Raw genomic sequence first — 17,278 nt, 5'->3', positions numbered from 1 at the left:
TATTGTAAGTCGCTTTTTTCTGCCAGTCAGCTTATTCTAAAAAGGAAGGAGGGAACAAGATGACACTTTTAAACATTCAACAAGTAAAAAAAATCTATCAAAGCCAGCTGAACGGACAACCCGTTGAAGCGTTGAAAAATATTACCTTTATGGTAGAAGAAGGGGAATATGTCGCTATCATGGGGGAATCAGGTTCGGGAAAGAGTACGTTGCTGAACTTGATGGCGACGTTAGACCAACCAACAGCGGGTGAAATGCAGCTGAATGGCATCGATCTGACCACGATCAAAGAAAAAGACGCAGCGAGTTTTCGACGGGATCACTTAGGCTTTGTTTTTCAAGACTTTAATTTATTAGACACCTTTTCGGTAAAAGACAATATTTTATTGCCATTAGTTTTATCAAAAGTTTCCGTCAAACAAATGGAAAAGCAGCTTCAACCTATCGTACAAACTTTAGGGATCGCCGATTTATTGCAGCACTATCCGTATGAATTGTCTGGCGGACAAAAACAACGAGTTGCTGTCGCACGAGCAATCATCACAAAACCGGAACTGCTATTAGCAGATGAGCCAACCGGAGCGCTGGATTCGAAAACCTCTGATCAACTGCTGACATTATTTCAACAGATCAATCAAAATGGACAGACGATCGTGATGGTCACTCACAGTTCGATCGCAGCCAGTCGCGCACAACGCGTCTTGTTTATCAAAGACGGGTATGTGTTTCACCAGCTGTATCGAGGGGATCGCAGCAATACCGCTTTTCTAGAAGCAATAGCCGAAACAATGACTGCTGTCTTTGCAAAGGAGGAGTAACCAATGTTCTTTCAAAAAATCGCCTTCTCCAATTTGCGTAAAAATGCCAAAGCTTACACACCCTTTTTATTATCCATGAGTTTCTTGGTGGCTGTTTTGATGATGACGCAAATCATCGTGAACAATCCAGGAATGAAGGAACTTCCTAGTAGTCAAAGCGCCATCTTCATGTTTCGTTTAGGAAATATCATCCTCATGATTTTTGCGGCGATCTTTTCCTTTTACACCAATAACTTTTTGATCAAGCAGCGAAAAAAAGAATTTGGTCTCTACAATGTTTTAGGACTAGGAAAACGTGAGATAGTCTTCGTGGTCTTTTGGGAACTCTTTTACAGTTTTCTCATTAGCCTTGCCGCCGGATTGATCAGTGGCTTATTGTTTGCACGATTAGGATTTTTGATACTGAAGAAAATCTTAGCCGTAGGCGAGTTCTTTGTCTTCAAACTGTCATTTGAGAGTATTGGCTTGGTGATCCTGTATTTTATGTTCGTCTTTGGTTGTTTATTTTTATTTGACATACTGCAAGTCCGCAAAACCAATCCACTTCAACTACTGCAGGGAAGCAAGCGTAATGAAAAAGAACCACGAGCAAAAGGTATTTTGGCACTATTAGGTGTCCTTTGTTTAGTGGCAGGCTATACGATCTCTGTGACGATCAAATCTCCTATCAGTGCATTAGGCCTGTTCTTTGTCGCCGTCGTCCTCGTAATCTTGGCTACCTATTTGTTGTTTATTGCGGGCAGTATCAAAGCATTGCAGTTTTTAAGAAAACGAACGACCTATTATTATCAAACGACCCATTTTATCAATGTCTCTACCATGTTGTATCGGATGAAGCAAAATGCGGCTGGTTTAGCAAGTATTTGTATTTTATCAACGATGGTGTTAGTGACCGTTGCTACGACCGCCAGTCTTTATTTTGGACAAAAGAATGTGATCGAAACCCGTTTTCCTTACGATGTTCAAATTGAGTCAGCGGCTGATTCCCAGCAAATCAACACAGCAATTAATGGACTTGAGGAGAAGCTATCGATCAAAGAGCGCCAGCAAGTCACTACAACAAGACCGTTGCTTTTTACCTTTGAGGAACCAAATTTTGTTCCCTCAACCAATTTTGAAGAAAATAGCGGTAGTTTAGATAAAGCCGTGTATCTTATTTTTCTTACCAGTTCTGAATACCATGAAATCACTGGGAAAACAGGACCCGCTGACGACGAACTATTCGTTTTTCCCGCCACCTGGACGCATCAAGCGTTACCAGAAAAGACGACGATCGATGATCGTCAATTTCGCTTGCGGGAATTGAAAGAACTGCCAACATTCACGAAAACAGAAAACCCCGTTCAGCATCTTGTTCTCGTGGTGGATGATCAGTGGCTTGCCGAAAAGCTAAGCGCTTGGTATCAAAACGAAGAGTTTCAACTTTACCAGCAACCAGTGACAACAACAGTCTTTAATTTTCAAACAGAAGAAGCAAGCGATCGCGAAGCCATCGCAAAACAGATTCGCAGCGAACTTCTGGCAGCAGATGCTCAGGCGAGCGTTGAATCAAAAGATCTTTTTGAAGTTGAGACAAAAACCTTTACCGGCGGCTTCTTCTTCTTAGGCTTGATTTTTGGTGTGATCTTTATTTTAGCTGCTGCATTGATCATTTATTATAAACAAGTTTCCGAAGGGATGGAGGACAAAGAACGTTTCGAGATCTTGCAAAAAGTTGGGTTAAGCCATAAGGAAGTCAAGCAAGTGATCCAGCAGCAAGTTTTGATGATCTTCTCATTTCCTTTGGTGGCAGCGATCATCCATTTGGCGTTTGCTTTACCAATGATTCGAAAATTACTGATTCTTTTTGGTCTGACGGATCGTAACTTATTGATTACGGTAACGATTATTTCTGTCCTGTTGTTTACAATGATTTATCTGCTGGTGTATTTCATCACCGCAAGAGTCTACTATCGATTGGTGGAGCGCAAACAGTAGAGGATGGACAAATGCTATTTAGTCAGACGATAGCTAGATGGATTAGCCGTCACCGCCAAGAGCTACAAAAAAATAAAATGTAAGAACACCTCATCCATGAAGCGACGCTCAAAAGTTAGAATTTTTGGTCTAACAGTTTGGAATCACTACATGATTGAGGTGTTTTTTTGATAGGCACGCCCGTTAGCCCACTTTTTAGAGTTGAAAAAAATCCTTAGGTGACCTATAGTGAAAAGGAGTAAAGCACGGGTATAGAGTGCCGCGCGATTGATAGTCATTTCAAAATAAAAGAGATCATGTGATCCAAAAAGGAGAAAGCCCTATGAAAGAGCAGCCGATAACCATTGGATTCCCCTTAAGAGGTGAGTGGCTTGCGCCGACTACACCAGCCGAGAAGATTCCTAGCCATGGTACCGATCGAATGGGGTTGCGTTATGCCTTTGATTTTTTACAAGTTAATTTTGAGGGGAAAACCAAAGCTTTTCATAATCGAAGCTTTCTGCGCTATTTCTTCTTAGGGGTTCCGCTGGAGAGCTGTTATTGTTGGGGCGAAAAAATCTATGCGCCTTGTGATGGCGAAGTAATTGTTGCAAGAGATGGCTATCGGGAACGGAAAATCGTTCACTGGATCAGAGATTTTTCGATCGCTGTAAAAAATGGTTTGTTTTTTAATGAACAAAAAGATGATTATCAACAAATAGCTGGAAACTACATTGTGATAAAAGCTTCTGAGGGCGTTTATATGGCATTTGTCCATCTACAAAATGGATCTGTCAATGTTTCCGTAGGACAAAACATCACCAAAGGGATGGTGATCGGAAGCGTTGGCCATTCAGGAAATTCGACTTCGCCTCATCTGCATTTTCAAGTGATGGACACAAGTGATATCGCCCATGCAAAAGGTCTTCCTTGCCGCTTTCAAGAATATGAAGTGTACCAAGCAAGGGGATGGACAAAGGTGCAGAATCGGATACCAGGAAGTACGGATCGGATACGATTGTTGAAGGAATACTAAGGACCAGTTTTGAAACATTGCATCAGGGCTTGTAGGACGCTCAAAAGAAAAAACGTTTAAAAGTCTTTGGACTTCTTTTATGCATGTAAAATAATCTTAGGCTTTCAAAATTTGTGAAGAAAATGAAATGCAAGGAGAACAAATGAATCATTTACCCAATATCCTTACCACTACTCGACTGATTCTCGCACCACTTTTACTATTCCTTCAGCCAATGTCTGGCTGGTTTTGGCTGCTCTATTCCTATTGTTTTGTAAGCGACCTCGTTGATGGGCTGCTTGCAAGAAGGTTGAATCTTACGAGTGAGGTGGGTGCCTTACTAGATAGTTTCGCAGATGTAAGCTTTTTTCTCGCAGTTTTTCTTTCTTTTCTACCACAGCTGTTGGCGGTACATACGCTTTGGGTCTGGCTACTAATGATTGCTATGATTCGTTTTGTCAGTTATCTGATTGGCTATGTAAAATATCGGTCTTTTAGTAGTCTGCATACATGGCTCAACAAAGCAGTCGGATTTCTTTTATGTATTTTCCCGTTGTTGCTCATCATGTTCCATGAAAAAATTGTTATCTTGATTTTGGGGACCATCGCCACTGTTTCCGCATTAGAAGAATTGCTGATAACGATCCTCTCAAAAAATCTGGATAGAAATCAAAAATCGATATTCGAAAGTTTTAAGTAAGGCGCCTCTATCATTGAGGGCCTTTTTTTGCGTATTCACCGCTAATAGACTTTTAAAAGACCCTTCAAAAACAATTTTAAAAATAACATTGAAAACAATTTTTAATGGTATTATGCTTATCTTTGAAGGGAGGCTTCACAAATGAATAGACAAGAACTGCATGCATGTATCAGTAAAAACCAGCCTAATATTTGCCAAATTGCTGCCTACCAAAATGGAAAGGAAGTTTACACGGATGAATGGCATGAGTATAAGCCAGAGGATACTTGCCACCTTATGTCCGCTACGAAAAGTATCGTTTCTCTACTAGTTGGGATAGCGATCGATCAAGGTGTCATCCGGAGTGTCAATGACAAAGTACTCGATTATTTTCCAGACTATCAAGTAAAACGGGGCGAAAAAACGATTCAGGATATTACGATCAAACACCTATTAACGATGCGAGCCCCGTATAAATGCAAAGGTGATCCATGGACAAAGGTTTGTTCGAGTGACGACTGGACCAGCGCCTCGCTTGATTTATTGGGAGGAAGAAAAGGAGTGACAAATGAATTCAATTATCAAACCGTTTGTCTGCAAATCCTCACTGGTTTGTTAGCGAAAGCTTCTGGAATGACGACCGTTGATTATGCGAACCATTATTTATTTCGACCTCTTGGTGTAGCCGAACTGACCAATTATTATGCGGAAACGGCACAAGAGCATAAGCACTTTACGATGAGCAAGGCACCAAAAAAACCGGTTTGGTTTTGCGATCCTTTAAATATTGGCACTGCAGGTTACGGGCTTTGTCTTTCAGCAAAAGATTTAGCCAAAATCGGTGAGCTATGCTTGAACCAAGGCATCCATCAAGGACAACAAGTGATTTCTTCACAATGGCTCACTGAAATGGTCAATCCGCTAGAGACAAACATAGAGAAATTTCAAAATATGAGTTATGGGTATTTATGGTGGATCTTGGATGCTGAGAAAAGCACCTATGCCGCCATCGGCAATAGTGGAAATGTCCTTTATATTGATCCCGAATCAGAGACTGTTATCGCCATTACGGCGTATTTTAAGCCAACTGTCTTTGATCGCATCGACTTTATCGAGACAGAGCTAAAACCGTTCCTTTTGCACTAATGAGCGTTAAGAAAAAGCAGTCTGCTGTCAAAAGTTGATTGCTTTTTTTGTAGACGAAAGCTTAATGATCCCTTTTGTGACTATGGCAGGCAGGTGACCTACTGATAAAGCTCGGCTGCTAGCCTTTTTATGAAATTATAATTTAGCAATTTGATCCCGCAGGTAGGAGGCTAAATCAATAATAAACGGAAGATAAATGAGAAATGAATAAAATGACCAAACTATCAACGACGTAAACTTGGTATACTATAATTGAGAAGAAAATCACAAGTGAAAGGAGCGGTCGGGGTGTTTTCAGAAATCAGTATCTATCAAGTGAAACCCAGTAGTGTTGAGACCTTTGAAGCAGTCATGCAGGAAGCAACAGAGGCAATGAAGGCCATGGAGGGGGCTTTGTTCTTTCGATTAATGAAACGAACCCATTACATCAAAGAAATGAGGACCATCAAGGAAGGTCGCCTGCCAGATCCATTGACGAGAGTCATAAAATGTGTGAAATATGCTCACTATTGGGAGTTTGATAGCGAAGAAAATTATGGCAAAGCTCAAAAAAAGTTGTATGAAAGTTACTGGAAAGCAATGGAGAAATGTTTGATCGTTCCCCACGACAAACTATTGGGGGAAGTTCTTGAGTGCTCGCTTTAGTACCAAATGCTCTCCTGCTGAACGGACTTTTTGTTGCAACTGTTAAGAAAGGACAGGGTAGAAATACAACGGACGTTAAAAAAGTCATTTGAACGGTTGAATGGAGAACTGTTAGTTTTTTTTTAAACGCTCTATTACTTGATGGAATCTAAAAGGAGGAAGCCCCGATGGCACAGGTTGCTTTTCATAATTCGTACAAATTAAAAAAAGGCGTTTCAACAGCGGAATTTGTTCGTGTCGTTGAACAATTAAACCGAGAATACATTTCCAAACAAAGAGGATACCTTTCTTTTGAATTATTCGTAGATGGAGAAACTTGGGCGGACATCACCAAGTTCGAAACGAAAGAAGATGCGGAAACATTTGCCCGATGCGGCACGCCTAATGCCTTTGCACAAAAGTTTTATTCATTCATCAATCTAAACAGTTGCACCTCTCACCTATACACCATTAAAAAAACGTTCCAATAACTAGCCACTATGGAATGAACAGCTCAAAAAACAATTCATATGAAAAGAGGAACTTCTTATGACAAAACCAGCAGAATGGTATCAAGGAAAAGTCGGTCGGGCAGAACATTTGGTCTATTTAAATAAGGAAGCCAAAGAGCTTGAGAAACTGATTCACGGTGACAAAACAATGATCATTCGGGGGGCAGCCGGCAGAAAATCACCTTTAGGAGGAAGAGCCAAAATCAACGATCTTGTGTATTTTGTGGAGACCGGCGGCGATTTGACCATCACTCATCGGGGCAGCATTGCCAACGTGATTGAATCTGAAAAGATGACGAAAGAAGAATCCATAGATTTTGTAAAACGCTATGAAAAAGAGTTGAATTTATCGAAAAAACAAGTCGATCGTTGGGCAGGGAAAAAGTATCTAGCGGTCTATGAAATCGCTGAATTAGAAGAAATAACACCATTTCAGTACAATCGTGACAAAAATATGGATGATTGGGTCATCACAGATGATATCAACAAAATCAAATTGTAACGTAGCGAAAACCTTAAAAAACGAAGCGCAAAGGAGTTGAGTGGAAGGATGGAAGGCAAAAAGCAATTGTTTCGAGACAAAAACGTGAAACCAACAGAGCAGCTGATTGCAGAATCTTTGGGTGAAGGATATGTCATTTATCAACGTTTTATCGAAACCCTTGAAAACGAGGGCATCTCTCTTATGGATTGGCGCTATTACAAAGATGGAAAAGCGTGGTTGTCCAAAGGCGAATACAAATGGACAACGACTCGTGGAACGAATAAAGTAAAACCAATTTTTTGGCTCTCGATGTGGGAGGACTTCTTCAAAGTCTCTTTTCACTTTAGCGAGAAAGTCCGAACACAGTTATTGTCTTTACCAATCAGTGAAGAGACAAAGGAAACCATTCATAAGGCGCTAACTAATGGCACGAAAATGAAGTTTTTTTCTGTGATTTTTGATGTCGCTAATCCACCACTCTTTGAAGATATCACCGAATTGATCGTGTTCAAAAAAAGTAAATAAAGTAAGAGTATGTTTATTTAACTTGGATAGTCTGATTTTATTACATCTATCAAAAAGGAATCTTTGTTATAGTTTACCCATTTTTTAGGTTAAGAAAAGTAAAAGTCAATCAGAAGACTCTAAGTTTATCGCCTTTCCTCTGATTGGGTTTTAATATAAGTGACTCTTGGGAAAACCAACGCTAATTTTGATTAGATTATCGGATAAAATTCACAATGAAATAAATTTTACTCGCTAAATATGCTATTATGGGTAAAATATGCTTTAATTACTTTTGAATTGATGGAAGACACATTGGAAAAGGAGAAAAGACAAATGACTATTCAACGAATCACAGCTTGCGTTCAAGTCAAAGGAGACTATCAGAAGTGTTATCATTTTTATACGGAAAAAGTTGGTTTGGTACCAACTTATGGCGATGAGTCAGGTCCTTATACAAGCTTTGCATCGAAGAAAGAGGAGGCGCCTTTTTTTGGTATGTTCCAAGTGGATGCCGTGATCGATCAAATGGAGGGCTATCCGATTTCGGATAATCGGATTTCATCTGATACGCTTTCGGCAACGTTTCACACCACGGATTTTGAAGAAGATTATACGAGAATGAACAATGCTGGTGTAGTGTTTGAAGTGAGTAAAACCGTTTTGGGGGAAGGGGACCAAGCTTTTCATATTGCCTATTTCCGCGATCCAGAAGGAAATTTGCTAAGCTTGGAGGATGGCGGTGTCTAAAGAGTTCACATACAAAAAGAATCAGAAGAAAACGTAAAGAAAGATTTATCTCATAATTGTTTTGAGATAAATCTTTTTTTATTTGAAATCATTCCTCTATAAAGCGTTCCTTCATCCGCTCCAAGAAAAGTCCAGAGGCTTTTGAAAAAACTTGGGTGTTCTTCCAAATGACTGCAAGATCTGATTCAAGAGTGGGACTCAATTTTCTAAAGCATAAAGGACTGTCAGGGGTGAAGTTGATTAATTTGTCGAGGGTCAATGCATAGCCGACGCCTTCTTCAACCAATTTTGACGCATTGTACACGAGATTATACGTGGCAACGACAGTCAATTTGTTCATGTCTTTTTTCAACCATTTAGAAAGCTCACTGCTGACCAGACTTTGTCGTGAAGTAATCAAGGGAACCTCCCAGAGATCCTTTGGTGTGATGACTTCGTTACTAGCAAGGGGACTGTCTTTTCGCATCAAGACGCCCCAGGTGTCTCTGGCAGGTAAGCGCAAGGAATGGTATTTTTTGACGTCGACGGGGCTGATCACGACGCCAAAATCCAACAATCCTTTGTCCAACCGTTCTTTGACCTCGTCAGCATTGCCGCTAAATAAATGAAATTTGACGTTAGGGTACTCAACTTGAATCTCCTTGATGATTTTTCCCAACAGCTGGATCACGTAGGTTTCTCCAGCACCGATCGACACGTTACCGGCAATCGTATCTCGAGGCGACAAAAATTCAGAACGGGTCTTTTCTAACAATTCTACAATTTCTTCCGCCCGCTTACGAAACAAGAGGCCATCTTCCGTCAGCGTAATTTTGCGATTGCCTCTGGTGAACAGCGTGACACCTAATTCTTTTTCTAACTCCATTAACTGTCGTGACAGGGATGGTTGCGAGAGATGCAGATGTTTTGCGGCAGCTGAAATCGTTTCTTTTTCTGCAACTGCTAGAAACGTGGTTAAACTTTTTAATTCCATAGGTCTATACTCCTTTTTCTATGCTATATATGAATAGTTAGGTATTTAACATTAGTATTTTACATAGAAAGATGCGGCAAGTACAATAGGTTTATCCAAAAATAGCTCAAGCGATCAAGAAAAAACGATCATCCAGACCTTGATCATTTGAAAAACATTGGAGAATCGCCCTAAGGTACAGGATAGTTGACCGAGAAAGAAGGCGAATGAAATGAAAAAATGGCAAAAGAAGGCCCTTGTGTCTTTAGTTGTGCTGGCACCGTTGGTTTTAGGTGCTTGTAGCAGCAATAATGAGGAGACGAATGAAGAGCCGCAAGCCAGCTCAGGAGGAGAAACGATGACAGAAAATGTTTCATTGACAGATGAATGGGATAAAGTTTTCCCAGAAAGTGACACGGTGAATCACCGAAAAGTGACTTTCCAGAATCGTTACGGGATCACTTTAGTTGCGGATCTTTATGAACCAATTGATGCGCAAGGACCACTTCCAGCAATCGCCGTTAGCGGACCTTTTGGAGCAGTCAAAGAGCAGACATCTGGTCTATATGCTCAAACGATGGCAGAGCGTGGTTTTGTTACGATCGCTTTTGATCCGTCCTATACAGGTGAAAGCGGTGGCGAACCACGCTATGTGGCTTCACCAGACATTAATACAGAAGATTTTCAAGCAGCCGTCGATTTTCTATCTGTCCAAGAAAACGTAGATGAAGAAAGAATCGGTTTGATCGGGATTTGTGGCTGGGGTGGTCTAGCTTTGAATGCCGCAGCCATCGATACCCGTGTGAAAGCGACTGTTTCTGCCACCATGTATGACATGTCGCGAGTCAATGCTCAAGGGTATTTTGATGAAATGGGGGCTGAAGGACGCCATGAATTGCGCCAGCAGCTGAACGCCCAACGTACAGTTGATTTTGCCAATGGCAGCTACGAACGAGCAGGTGGGGTACCAGATACACTGCCAGAAGATGCGCCGGTCTTTATGCAGGATTACTTTGATTATTACAAAACAGAACGAGGCTACCACGAACGTTCCTTGAACTCTAATGATGGTTGGAATGTCACGTCTTCGCTGTCATTCTTAAATATGCCACTTTTGTCTTACATTGATGAGATCCAAAGCGCCGTTTTATTGCTTCATGGAGAAGAAGCCCACTCACTTTACTTCAGTCAAGACGCTTTTGAGCAATTGCAAGGTGATAACAAAGAGCTGACAGTCATTCCTAATGCTTCGCATGTTGATCTATACGACCAAACAGAGGTGATTCCTTTTGACCAAATGACCGAATTCTTCCAAGAGCATTTGAATTAAACAGCAACAACCAGCTGCACGACTGTTCAGTCCCATATCTTCTGCTGAGCAGTCGTATTTTAGAAAATAAGCATTCCGTTGCCCGCCGCTACATCGAATCATCAGCAGAAAGGAGCGAAGCCATGTTGATAAAACTCATCCCTGCTGTCTTGCTGTTCCTACTAAGTGCCTGTGGGACAAGTGGAACAGAGGAGAGGCATGCGCTGTCTGCCAGCGAAACTTCCTCTGAAGCAAGTCAGGATCATGATCAACCGACGATTGAATCAGCAACAGCTGTCGTCATTACGGTTGGTCAACAGGATTTTATAGCGAAGTTTTATGAAAATGAGGCGTCTAAACACCTAATAAATCAAATGCCCTTCACGTTGACAATGAGTGACTTGAACAACAACGAGAAATATTATCGTTTTTCTGAGAATTTGCCAGAAATGACTACAGAACGGCCGGAGATCATTCACGCAGGAGAAATCATGAGCTGGAATAGTCATACGTTGGTGCTGTTTTATCAGACCTTTACCAATTCTTATGGTGGCTATAGTCGTATCGGCGTTATTGAAGATCCAGCAGGCTTAAGAGAAGCAATGGGGGAAGAGGACGTGGAGGTTGTCTTTTCGCTAGAAAATACTCGTGAGTAACGAATGATTAGGAGAAAAACAAATGACGATCGATCAATTAAACAAACTTATGGCAAGTGGTGAACCCTTACTTGCCGGTTCGCAAGCTTCAAAACAAATGGTGGCTTTGAGTGCTGAGGCGAGAAAATTGACCATGAAAATCAATACGGTTTATCATGAACCTCATGAATTACAAGAACTTTTTGCCCAATTGACTGGGAAAGCAGTTGAACCGACATTTTCGCTTTTTCCGCCTTTTTATACAGATTATGGCAAAAACATCCAAATTGGTAAAGGGGTGTTTCTTAACGCCGGTTGTCATTTTCAAGACCAAGGAGGGATCACGATCGGTGATGGTACCCTAATTGGGCATAACGTTGTTCTAGCTACCTTGAATCATGGCCTTCACCCTGAAGATCGTAGCACGCTTTATCCAGCACCCATTACGATTGGGAAGAATGTCTGGATTGGCTCAAATGCAACGATCGTTGCGGGTGTGACCGTCGGTGACCATGCGATCATTGCTGCTGGGGCAGTGGTGACCAAAGATGTCGCTGAACGCACGATCGTGGCTGGTGTACCTGCAAACTATGTCAAAGAGGTCACTGAGTAAGCACAATAGCAATGAGTAAGAAAAAAACTGCTGTTCGCCTTGTCGCTTTTGAAGCGATGAAGACGAACAGCAGTTTTCTTATTCTTGAGGCGGCTCGCTCGTATTGGAACCGGCGAAGTTTTCGATCAACGATTTCACATCAAGACCAAGGGTTTCTTTCAAAGTCTCTTGTGTGGTCGATAAGAGATTGGTGGCGTAATTGGTGACACGATTGGCACCACCGCCTTCACCTGATCCTGTATCAACGACCGAAATTTTATCGATATTGCCTAATGGGGCGGCAGCCTCTTTGACTAATTGCGGCATGATCTCAACGATCATGCTAAGGATCGCTGCTTCATCATATTTCTTGAAGGCTTCAGCGATTTTTTCCTTCGTTTCAGCTTCCGCCGTTCCTTTCGCCAAGGTCGTCTCGGCTTCTGCCAAACCAATCAGACGAATTTTATCGGCTTCAGCTTTTGCCAACGACTCTGTTCGAAACTGCTCAGCTTCAGTGGTTGCTAACGCAGACGCTTTTTTCGCTAATGCTTCTTGTTCAAGCGCATAACGATCGGCATCGGCTTTTTTCTTGATCTCAGAATCAAATTGGCGTTCTCGACGCAAGATTTCTTTTTCTTCCAATTCGATTTGTTTTTGTCGTTCAACGACTTCGACTTCAATCTCTTGTTCTCGGACTTTTTGTTTCATGATGGCACTTTGCAGATGATAGGCTTGATCGGCATCGGCTTTGGCGATGTCTTGTTCTTTCTTATAAAGCGCCAACTTCAATTCTTTTTCCTTCAATGCTTCAGCGATTTCGGTCATGCGTTTTGATTCCGCTGTTTGCGATTCTTGTTCCGATTGGGCTTTTTTGATGCGGGTTTCTTTCAGCGCTTCGGCTTCCGCAATTTCAGCATCCCGTTTGACTTGGGCGATTCTAGGTTTTCCAAGAGAATCTAAATAGCCATTTTTGTCTCGTACTTCTTTGATCGTAAAGGAGACAATGATCAAGCCCATTTTCGCTAGATCGACAGAGGCCACTTCTTGCACGCTTTGGCTGAATTTGTCGCGATTTTGATAGATTTCTTCGACGGTCATCGAACCAAGGATCGAACGCAGGTGACCTTCCAAGACTTCTCGTGCCTCATTTTCTAATTCTTCACGGGTTTTTCCTAGAAACTGTTCCGCTGCCGTTGCGATTTCTTCTACGGATGAGCCAATCTTGATAATGGAAGTTCCATCACACATAACGGGAACTCCTTGTTCCGTATATACTTCTGGTGTTGAAACATCCAGCTTGCTGGAAAGTAAGCTGATTCGGTTTGATCGTTGGAACACTGGCAAAACAAAGGCTCCGCCACCACGCACGATTTTGATTTTGTTATTGCTCTCATCCGCATGAACATTTTTGTTGCCAAGGTAACTTCCGCTGATAATCAACGCTTCATCGGGCTTGGCTGTTTGATATTTCGTGACAAAGATGATCAAAAGCATCAGTAAAATGAACGCCACGATTGCGATCGGAAAGACAATTGGTGATAAGAAAATATCCATAGATGCACCTCTTTAGTGATTTATTTTAGTTGCCCAAAAATTTTTCTGTATAGGGAACGACGTAGCAAATACGCTCTTTGACTTCAATAATCAACACTTTTGATCCTGCTGCTAATGGTTCATCGATAGGTTGAAAAGCCGAGGCTGGACGATTACTTGAACCAGTGACACTTGTGAGTTGAATTTCACCCATTCCTTCACAAGGAATCGGCGTCAGCACCGTTGCGATTCGACCTTCAAAGTCTTTCTCGGAACTCGAAAGCGTCGCTTCAGCATTCCTCATGGGAATCAGCACGTAAAAATTCAAGAGAAAAACGAGCCCTGTAGAAAGACAACCGCTACCAATGAAAAGCATCATCGAATAGCCTGGGAAAATAGTTTCCCCTAAGTAACCGAAAAGACTCGTAAAGGCAAACCAGGGGATGATCAACATCGGATCAATTGGACCATCAAAATCGAAGATATCGCCAAACAGAAGCAGCAAAAAGGCTAAAATGGCACAGCCAATCAATACATACAAATAAATCTGATCAGGTGCGTAAGTGTGCAGCACGTATCCACCTCCTTTCAAATAGAGTGATTTGTAAGAACAATGAAAGCTAAGAAACAATCGAAAGAAGAACGAGGGAAGGAAAAGAACGGAATAGGTGTTCTGTTATAATTATACCAATAAATAATAAAAAAAATTAAATAAAATAGTAAAATTGAACAAATAGTACAACAAAGGGAGGTTTATTTTTTTGAAAGAGCCAATCAAAAATCAGCTTTTTTTCATCAGCCATTGACAAACCAGGAAAATCCAAGTAGATTAAATCAGGGTACTAGAAAAAGGCAAAATTAGCTGCAGATGATTTGAATCGTAAGAGGCAGCTTTTATTTTCTATTACCATAGATCGAAGGTAGTTGTTCGCAAACATAAAAGAAGTCAGGAACACTTCTTTTCAACCGACAGTATTGCTAAGAAATAGAGGTGGAATCGATGGATCAAAAAGAAAAAATGTTAGAACTAATCAAGAAAAAACAAGGCGGCGGCCGTTCAAAAAAAATGGAATCCCCAAAAAACGATCGAAAAAACATGCGTAAAGGCCCGAAAATTTATAATAAGTAAGGCGATGCATTAGAAACATGAAATGGTTGATGAAAAAAAGAGAGAAGGACAGGATTTCTGTCTTTCTCTCTTTTTTATTTACTCTTGAGAATCCACGTACAACTCACTCAAAGCTGGCAGATCATGGACTTGGTATTTTGCTTTAAAAGCTGCGATTTCTTCAGCGCTGAAGCGGTTCGGATCAAGTTTCAGTTCTTCGACAGGAAGAGGGCGTTCGTTAGCGATCTTGACATCGATCACCACAGGTCCGTGGCTTTCTTTAGCTTGTGTAAAGACGGATGCTAATTCTTCTTCCTTCGTTACCGTGAAGCCTTTCGCACCCAATGCTTCCCCAACTTTACCAAAATCAGCACCGGCTAATTGGACACCGAACTTGGTTTGCTCGGTATCTTCTTGCTCCGCTTCGATGAAGCCGAATGAGTCATTGGAAAAGACCACGTTGATGATTGGCAAATCATATTTCACTTGGGTGATGATGTCTTGCATTTGCATCGCAAAACCGCCATCCCCACTAAAGGTAAATACTTGGCGATTCGGATAGCTCAATTGAGCTGCGATCCCACCAGGTACACCATTGCCCATTGTCGCAAACCAGCCAGACGTTGTGAAACGCTGTTCACCCGTCATTTCTAAATGACGGATACTGTGAATCGTCACATTACCGACATCCGTGACAAACAGGGCATCAGGAGCTGCAATCCGGTTGATTTCTCGATAGACAGGTTCAGGACGCAAAGGAACTTGCGAATCATGGTAAAAACGATGGCGCCATTCATGCCAATTGCGACAGTTTTCTTGATTGGCTTTTAACCAAGCATCTGCAGGACGAGGGGCTGCCATCTCTGTCCATTTTCTAAGAGCGGTCGCACCATCTCCTAAAACGGAGACATCCGTCTGATGACGACGACCAAATTTCGAGGCGTCGATATCAACTTGGACAAAGTTGGCACCAGGATTGAAAAAGCGGCGGCCAAAAGGGAAGTCACTGCCGACAAAAACGATGAGATCGGCTTCTGCCAAAGCTTCATTGGCAGGTTTTGTCGCCACCCGTCCAGCAAATCCAAGAAAGTTTTCATAAAGATCAGGCACGATGCCTTTGGCTAAGACAGAAGATGCGATAGGCATCGAGAAATGCTTAGAAAAAGCATCGATGGCATCAAAATGACCAAAGAGACCTTGTCCGATATAAAGGACGGGTTTTTTTGCTTGTTCAAAATAAGGAAGGGCAGCCTGTAAATCCTCTTCATCAGGCTGGAGAACACCTGTCTTATGATTTTTTGCGGTTGCAATCTCCTGTTTGTCGATTTCTGCAAACCCGTAATCGACCGGGATCGTTACCACAGCGACTCCTTTAAATTTGTAGGCTGCTTTAATGGCTTCGTCCACCACGTGGGGCAAACTTTCAGGGGACATGACCGTGCGATTGTAGATACTGACATCAGCGAACATCGGATTTTCATTCATTTCTTGAAAATCATTGTAGTTCATCGAGCTCGAAGCTACTTGTCCTAACAAGGCAACGACGGGCACGTTATCCATTTGAGCATCATATAAGCCATTGATCAAATGGGTGGCACCCGGACCAGCAGAACCAAAAACCGCACCGACTTTTCCCGTTAGCTTGGCATCAGCCGCTGCTGCCAGCGCACCTGCTTCTTCATGACGTACTTGAATATACTTGACCGATTGCCGTTCATGGTACAAAGCATCCATCGTTGAGTTGAAAGAGCCACCGGGGATTCCATAGATATGGTCGATGCCCCAAGCTTCAAAAACCTTGATCATTGCTATACCAGCATTGATTTTTGTCATTTTCTTCACTCGCTTTCTCTGTTGTCATTCGTTCTCTTTTAAGTATAAACGTTTCTCAAAAAGACAACAAAGAATGCGCCTTCTGTCACAAGGCGCAGTGAAAGACTTATTTTAGGAAATGAACGACTCAGTTGCGCAGCTCTTGCACGAATCGGCTGGCGATCTCTTTTGGTCGGGTGATGGCACCACCAACCACGATACCCGTCACACCCATATCTTGGATTTTCTTTGCTTGTTTCGGGGTGTGGATCTTGCCTTCGGCTATCACTGGAACCTTTGCCGCAACCAATTGCTGGATCAAATGATAATCTGGTTCGTCAATGGTGGGACTATTCGCCGTATAGCCGGACAAAGTTGTACCAACAAAATCGACGCCCGCTTCAAAGGCATTGATGCCTTCCTCATAGGTGGCGATATCTGCCATGAGTAGTTGATGGGGATAAAGAGTTTTGATTTGTTTGATAAAGGCATTGACCGTCAAGCCATCGTGACGTTTGCGCAAGGTGCAGTCCAAAGCGATCACCGCAATCTGTAAAGCTGCTAATTCGTGCACCTCTTTGATGGTCGCTGTGATAAATGGTTCTTCAGGTGGATAGTCTTTTTTGATGATTCCGATGATCGGCAGATCAACAGCGGCTTGGATTTCGCGAATATCGCGAACGGAATTGGCACGGATGCCAACAGCTCCAGCTTCTTGAGCTGCTTTTGCCAATAGGGGCATGACACCGCCGTTTTCGGTATACAAGGGTTCTCCAGGCAATGCTTGACAAGAAACAATCAACCCGCCCTTGATTTGTTGGGTAAAGACTTCTTTTTCCATTTATATGA

General features: G+C 42.1%; 19 protein-coding genes. 14 read left to right on the top strand and 5 right to left on the bottom strand.

Annotation, left to right across the window (positions count from 1 at the left end):
• Nucleotides 1-59: 59 nt before the first annotated feature.
• The 10 genes from IGK61_RS09715 to IGK61_RS09670 all read left to right on the top strand — a co-directional run bounded on the left by IGK61_RS09715 (nucleotide 60) and on the right by IGK61_RS09670 (nucleotide 8,488).
• Nucleotides 60-818, top strand: coding sequence for an ABC transporter ATP-binding protein (locus IGK61_RS09715; protein WP_010749611.1), 759 nt, complete (start codon nucleotides 60-62; stop codon nucleotides 816-818).
• A gap of 3 nt (nucleotides 819-821) precedes the next feature.
• The gene (locus IGK61_RS09710) at nucleotides 822-2,795 is read left to right on the top strand and encodes an ABC transporter permease (protein ID WP_074535241.1); all 1,974 of its coding nucleotides are present in this window, start codon (nucleotides 822-824) and stop codon (nucleotides 2,793-2,795) included.
• A gap of 322 nt (nucleotides 2,796-3,117) precedes the next feature.
• Nucleotides 3,118-3,810 carry a M23 family metallopeptidase gene (locus IGK61_RS09705; RefSeq protein ID WP_074535242.1) on the top strand — a complete coding sequence of 231 codons (693 nt, stop codon included), beginning with the start codon at nucleotides 3,118-3,120 and terminating at the stop codon, nucleotides 3,808-3,810.
• 127 nt (nucleotides 3,811-3,937) lie between these two features.
• Entirely contained in the window at nucleotides 3,938-4,489 is a 552-nt protein-coding gene (locus tag IGK61_RS09700) for a CDP-alcohol phosphatidyltransferase family protein (RefSeq protein ID WP_438844817.1), read from the top strand.
• Nucleotides 4,490-4,630: 141 nt separating this feature from the next.
• Nucleotides 4,631-5,614, top strand: a complete 984-nt coding sequence (locus IGK61_RS09695) for a serine hydrolase domain-containing protein (RefSeq protein WP_074535244.1) — start codon at nucleotides 4,631-4,633, stop codon at nucleotides 5,612-5,614.
• A gap of 270 nt (nucleotides 5,615-5,884) precedes the next feature.
• The gene (locus tag IGK61_RS09690) at nucleotides 5,885-6,259 is read left to right on the top strand and encodes a hypothetical protein (protein ID WP_005230091.1); all 375 of its coding nucleotides are present in this window, start codon (nucleotides 5,885-5,887) and stop codon (nucleotides 6,257-6,259) included.
• Between the two features lie 167 nt (nucleotides 6,260-6,426).
• Nucleotides 6,427-6,729 (top strand): antibiotic biosynthesis monooxygenase family protein, encoded by a 303-nt coding sequence (locus IGK61_RS09685; protein WP_074535245.1) that lies wholly within the window; start codon nucleotides 6,427-6,429, stop codon nucleotides 6,727-6,729.
• 58 nt (nucleotides 6,730-6,787) lie between these two features.
• A complete protein-coding gene (locus IGK61_RS09680; RefSeq protein WP_074535246.1) occupies nucleotides 6,788-7,252 on the top strand; it encodes a hypothetical protein in 465 nt (154 codons plus the stop codon).
• A 48-nt stretch (nucleotides 7,253-7,300) separates the two neighbouring features.
• Nucleotides 7,301-7,759 (top strand): DUF3788 family protein, encoded by a 459-nt coding sequence (locus IGK61_RS09675; protein WP_438844816.1) that lies wholly within the window; start codon nucleotides 7,301-7,303, stop codon nucleotides 7,757-7,759.
• Between the two features lie 315 nt (nucleotides 7,760-8,074).
• A complete protein-coding gene (locus IGK61_RS09670) occupies nucleotides 8,075-8,488 on the top strand; it encodes a VOC family protein (protein WP_034858575.1) in 414 nt (137 codons plus the stop codon).
• An 88-nt stretch (nucleotides 8,489-8,576) separates the two neighbouring features.
• On the opposite strand, the gene IGK61_RS09665 is transcribed toward IGK61_RS09670, so the two are convergent.
• A complete protein-coding gene (locus tag IGK61_RS09665; protein ID WP_074535248.1) occupies nucleotides 8,577-9,461 on the bottom strand; it encodes a LysR family transcriptional regulator in 885 nt (294 codons plus the stop codon).
• Nucleotides 9,462-9,672: 211 nt separating this feature from the next.
• On the opposite strand from IGK61_RS09665, the gene IGK61_RS09660 reads away from it, so the two are divergent.
• The 3 genes from IGK61_RS09660 to IGK61_RS09650 all read left to right on the top strand — a co-directional run bounded on the left by IGK61_RS09660 (nucleotide 9,673) and on the right by IGK61_RS09650 (nucleotide 11,997).
• Nucleotides 9,673-10,770 carry an alpha/beta hydrolase gene (locus IGK61_RS09660; protein WP_074535249.1) on the top strand — a complete coding sequence of 366 codons (1,098 nt, stop codon included), beginning with the start codon at nucleotides 9,673-9,675 and terminating at the stop codon, nucleotides 10,768-10,770.
• A gap of 122 nt (nucleotides 10,771-10,892) precedes the next feature.
• Nucleotides 10,893-11,405: a cyclophilin-like fold protein gene (locus tag IGK61_RS09655; protein ID WP_074535250.1), complete on the top strand. Its 513-nt coding sequence runs from the start codon at nucleotides 10,893-10,895 to the stop codon at nucleotides 11,403-11,405.
• 22 nt (nucleotides 11,406-11,427) lie between these two features.
• Nucleotides 11,428-11,997, top strand: a complete 570-nt coding sequence (locus tag IGK61_RS09650; protein ID WP_074535251.1) for a sugar O-acetyltransferase — start codon at nucleotides 11,428-11,430, stop codon at nucleotides 11,995-11,997.
• A 78-nt stretch (nucleotides 11,998-12,075) separates the two neighbouring features.
• Here IGK61_RS09650 and IGK61_RS09645 read toward each other — a convergent pair whose 3' ends face one another.
• Together IGK61_RS09645 and IGK61_RS09640 are read right to left on the bottom strand one after the other, a co-directional pair.
• Nucleotides 12,076-13,530 carry a flotillin family protein gene (locus tag IGK61_RS09645; RefSeq protein ID WP_005230116.1) on the bottom strand — a complete coding sequence of 485 codons (1,455 nt, stop codon included), beginning with the start codon at nucleotides 13,528-13,530 and terminating at the stop codon, nucleotides 12,076-12,078.
• Between the two features lie 25 nt (nucleotides 13,531-13,555).
• Nucleotides 13,556-14,101: an NfeD family protein gene (locus IGK61_RS09640; RefSeq protein WP_081116908.1), complete on the bottom strand. Its 546-nt coding sequence runs from the start codon at nucleotides 14,099-14,101 to the stop codon at nucleotides 13,556-13,558.
• Nucleotides 14,102-14,509: 408 nt separating this feature from the next.
• Here IGK61_RS09640 and IGK61_RS09635 point away from each other — a divergent pair, with 408 nt between their 5' ends.
• Nucleotides 14,510-14,638, top strand: a complete 129-nt coding sequence (locus tag IGK61_RS09635; RefSeq protein WP_005236316.1) for a hypothetical protein — start codon at nucleotides 14,510-14,512, stop codon at nucleotides 14,636-14,638.
• A 78-nt stretch (nucleotides 14,639-14,716) separates the two neighbouring features.
• On the opposite strand, the gene spxB is transcribed toward IGK61_RS09635, so the two are convergent.
• On the bottom strand, nucleotides 14,717-16,450 hold the full coding sequence (spxB, locus tag IGK61_RS09630; RefSeq protein WP_074535253.1) for a pyruvate oxidase: 1,734 nt from the start codon (nucleotides 16,448-16,450) through the stop codon (nucleotides 14,717-14,719).
• 127 nt (nucleotides 16,451-16,577) lie between these two features.
• The gene (locus IGK61_RS09625; protein ID WP_074535254.1) at nucleotides 16,578-17,270 is read right to left on the bottom strand and encodes an N-acetylmannosamine-6-phosphate 2-epimerase; all 693 of its coding nucleotides are present in this window, start codon (nucleotides 17,268-17,270) and stop codon (nucleotides 16,578-16,580) included.
• Nucleotides 17,271-17,278 lie beyond the last annotated feature (8 nt).

This window comes from Enterococcus sp. AZ063 (assembly GCF_051715045.1).
GTDB classification, from domain to species: domain Bacteria; phylum Bacillota; class Bacilli; order Lactobacillales; family Enterococcaceae; genus Enterococcus_D; species Enterococcus_D casseliflavus.
Note: the sequence above shows the minus strand (reverse complement) of the source record. Positions and strands in the feature narration are given on the sequence as shown.

Bases quoted from the DNA above. Each gene is read 5' to 3' on its own strand.
- IGK61_RS09715 (WP_010749611.1), top strand. From the start codon at position 60: ATGACACTTTTAAACATTCAACAAGTAAAAAAAATCTATCAAAGCCAG.
- IGK61_RS09710 (WP_074535241.1), top strand. From the start codon at position 822: ATGTTCTTTCAAAAAATCGCCTTCTCCAATTTGCGTAAAAATGCCAAA.
- IGK61_RS09705 (WP_074535242.1), top strand. From the start codon at position 3,118: ATGAAAGAGCAGCCGATAACCATTGGATTCCCCTTAAGAGGTGAGTGG.
- IGK61_RS09700 (WP_438844817.1), top strand. From the start codon at position 3,938: ATGCAAGGAGAACAAATGAATCATTTACCCAATATCCTTACCACTACT.
- IGK61_RS09695 (WP_074535244.1), top strand. From the start codon at position 4,631: ATGAATAGACAAGAACTGCATGCATGTATCAGTAAAAACCAGCCTAAT.
- IGK61_RS09685 (WP_074535245.1), top strand. From the start codon at position 6,427: ATGGCACAGGTTGCTTTTCATAATTCGTACAAATTAAAAAAAGGCGTT.
- IGK61_RS09680 (WP_074535246.1), top strand. From the start codon at position 6,788: ATGACAAAACCAGCAGAATGGTATCAAGGAAAAGTCGGTCGGGCAGAA.
- IGK61_RS09675 (WP_438844816.1), top strand. From the start codon at position 7,301: ATGGAAGGCAAAAAGCAATTGTTTCGAGACAAAAACGTGAAACCAACA.
- IGK61_RS09670 (WP_034858575.1), top strand. From the start codon at position 8,075: ATGACTATTCAACGAATCACAGCTTGCGTTCAAGTCAAAGGAGACTAT.
- IGK61_RS09665 (WP_074535248.1), bottom strand. From the start codon at position 9,461: ATGGAATTAAAAAGTTTAACCACGTTTCTAGCAGTTGCAGAAAAAGAA.
- IGK61_RS09660 (WP_074535249.1), top strand. From the start codon at position 9,673: ATGAAAAAATGGCAAAAGAAGGCCCTTGTGTCTTTAGTTGTGCTGGCA.
- IGK61_RS09655 (WP_074535250.1), top strand. From the start codon at position 10,893: ATGTTGATAAAACTCATCCCTGCTGTCTTGCTGTTCCTACTAAGTGCC.
- IGK61_RS09650 (WP_074535251.1), top strand. From the start codon at position 11,428: ATGACGATCGATCAATTAAACAAACTTATGGCAAGTGGTGAACCCTTA.
- IGK61_RS09645 (WP_005230116.1), bottom strand. From the start codon at position 13,530: ATGGATATTTTCTTATCACCAATTGTCTTTCCGATCGCAATCGTGGCG.
- IGK61_RS09635 (WP_005236316.1), top strand. From the start codon at position 14,510: ATGGATCAAAAAGAAAAAATGTTAGAACTAATCAAGAAAAAACAAGGC.
- spxB (WP_074535253.1), bottom strand. From the start codon at position 16,450: ATGACAAAAATCAATGCTGGTATAGCAATGATCAAGGTTTTTGAAGCT.
- IGK61_RS09625 (WP_074535254.1), bottom strand. From the start codon at position 17,270: ATGGAAAAAGAAGTCTTTACCCAACAAATCAAGGGCGGGTTGATTGTT.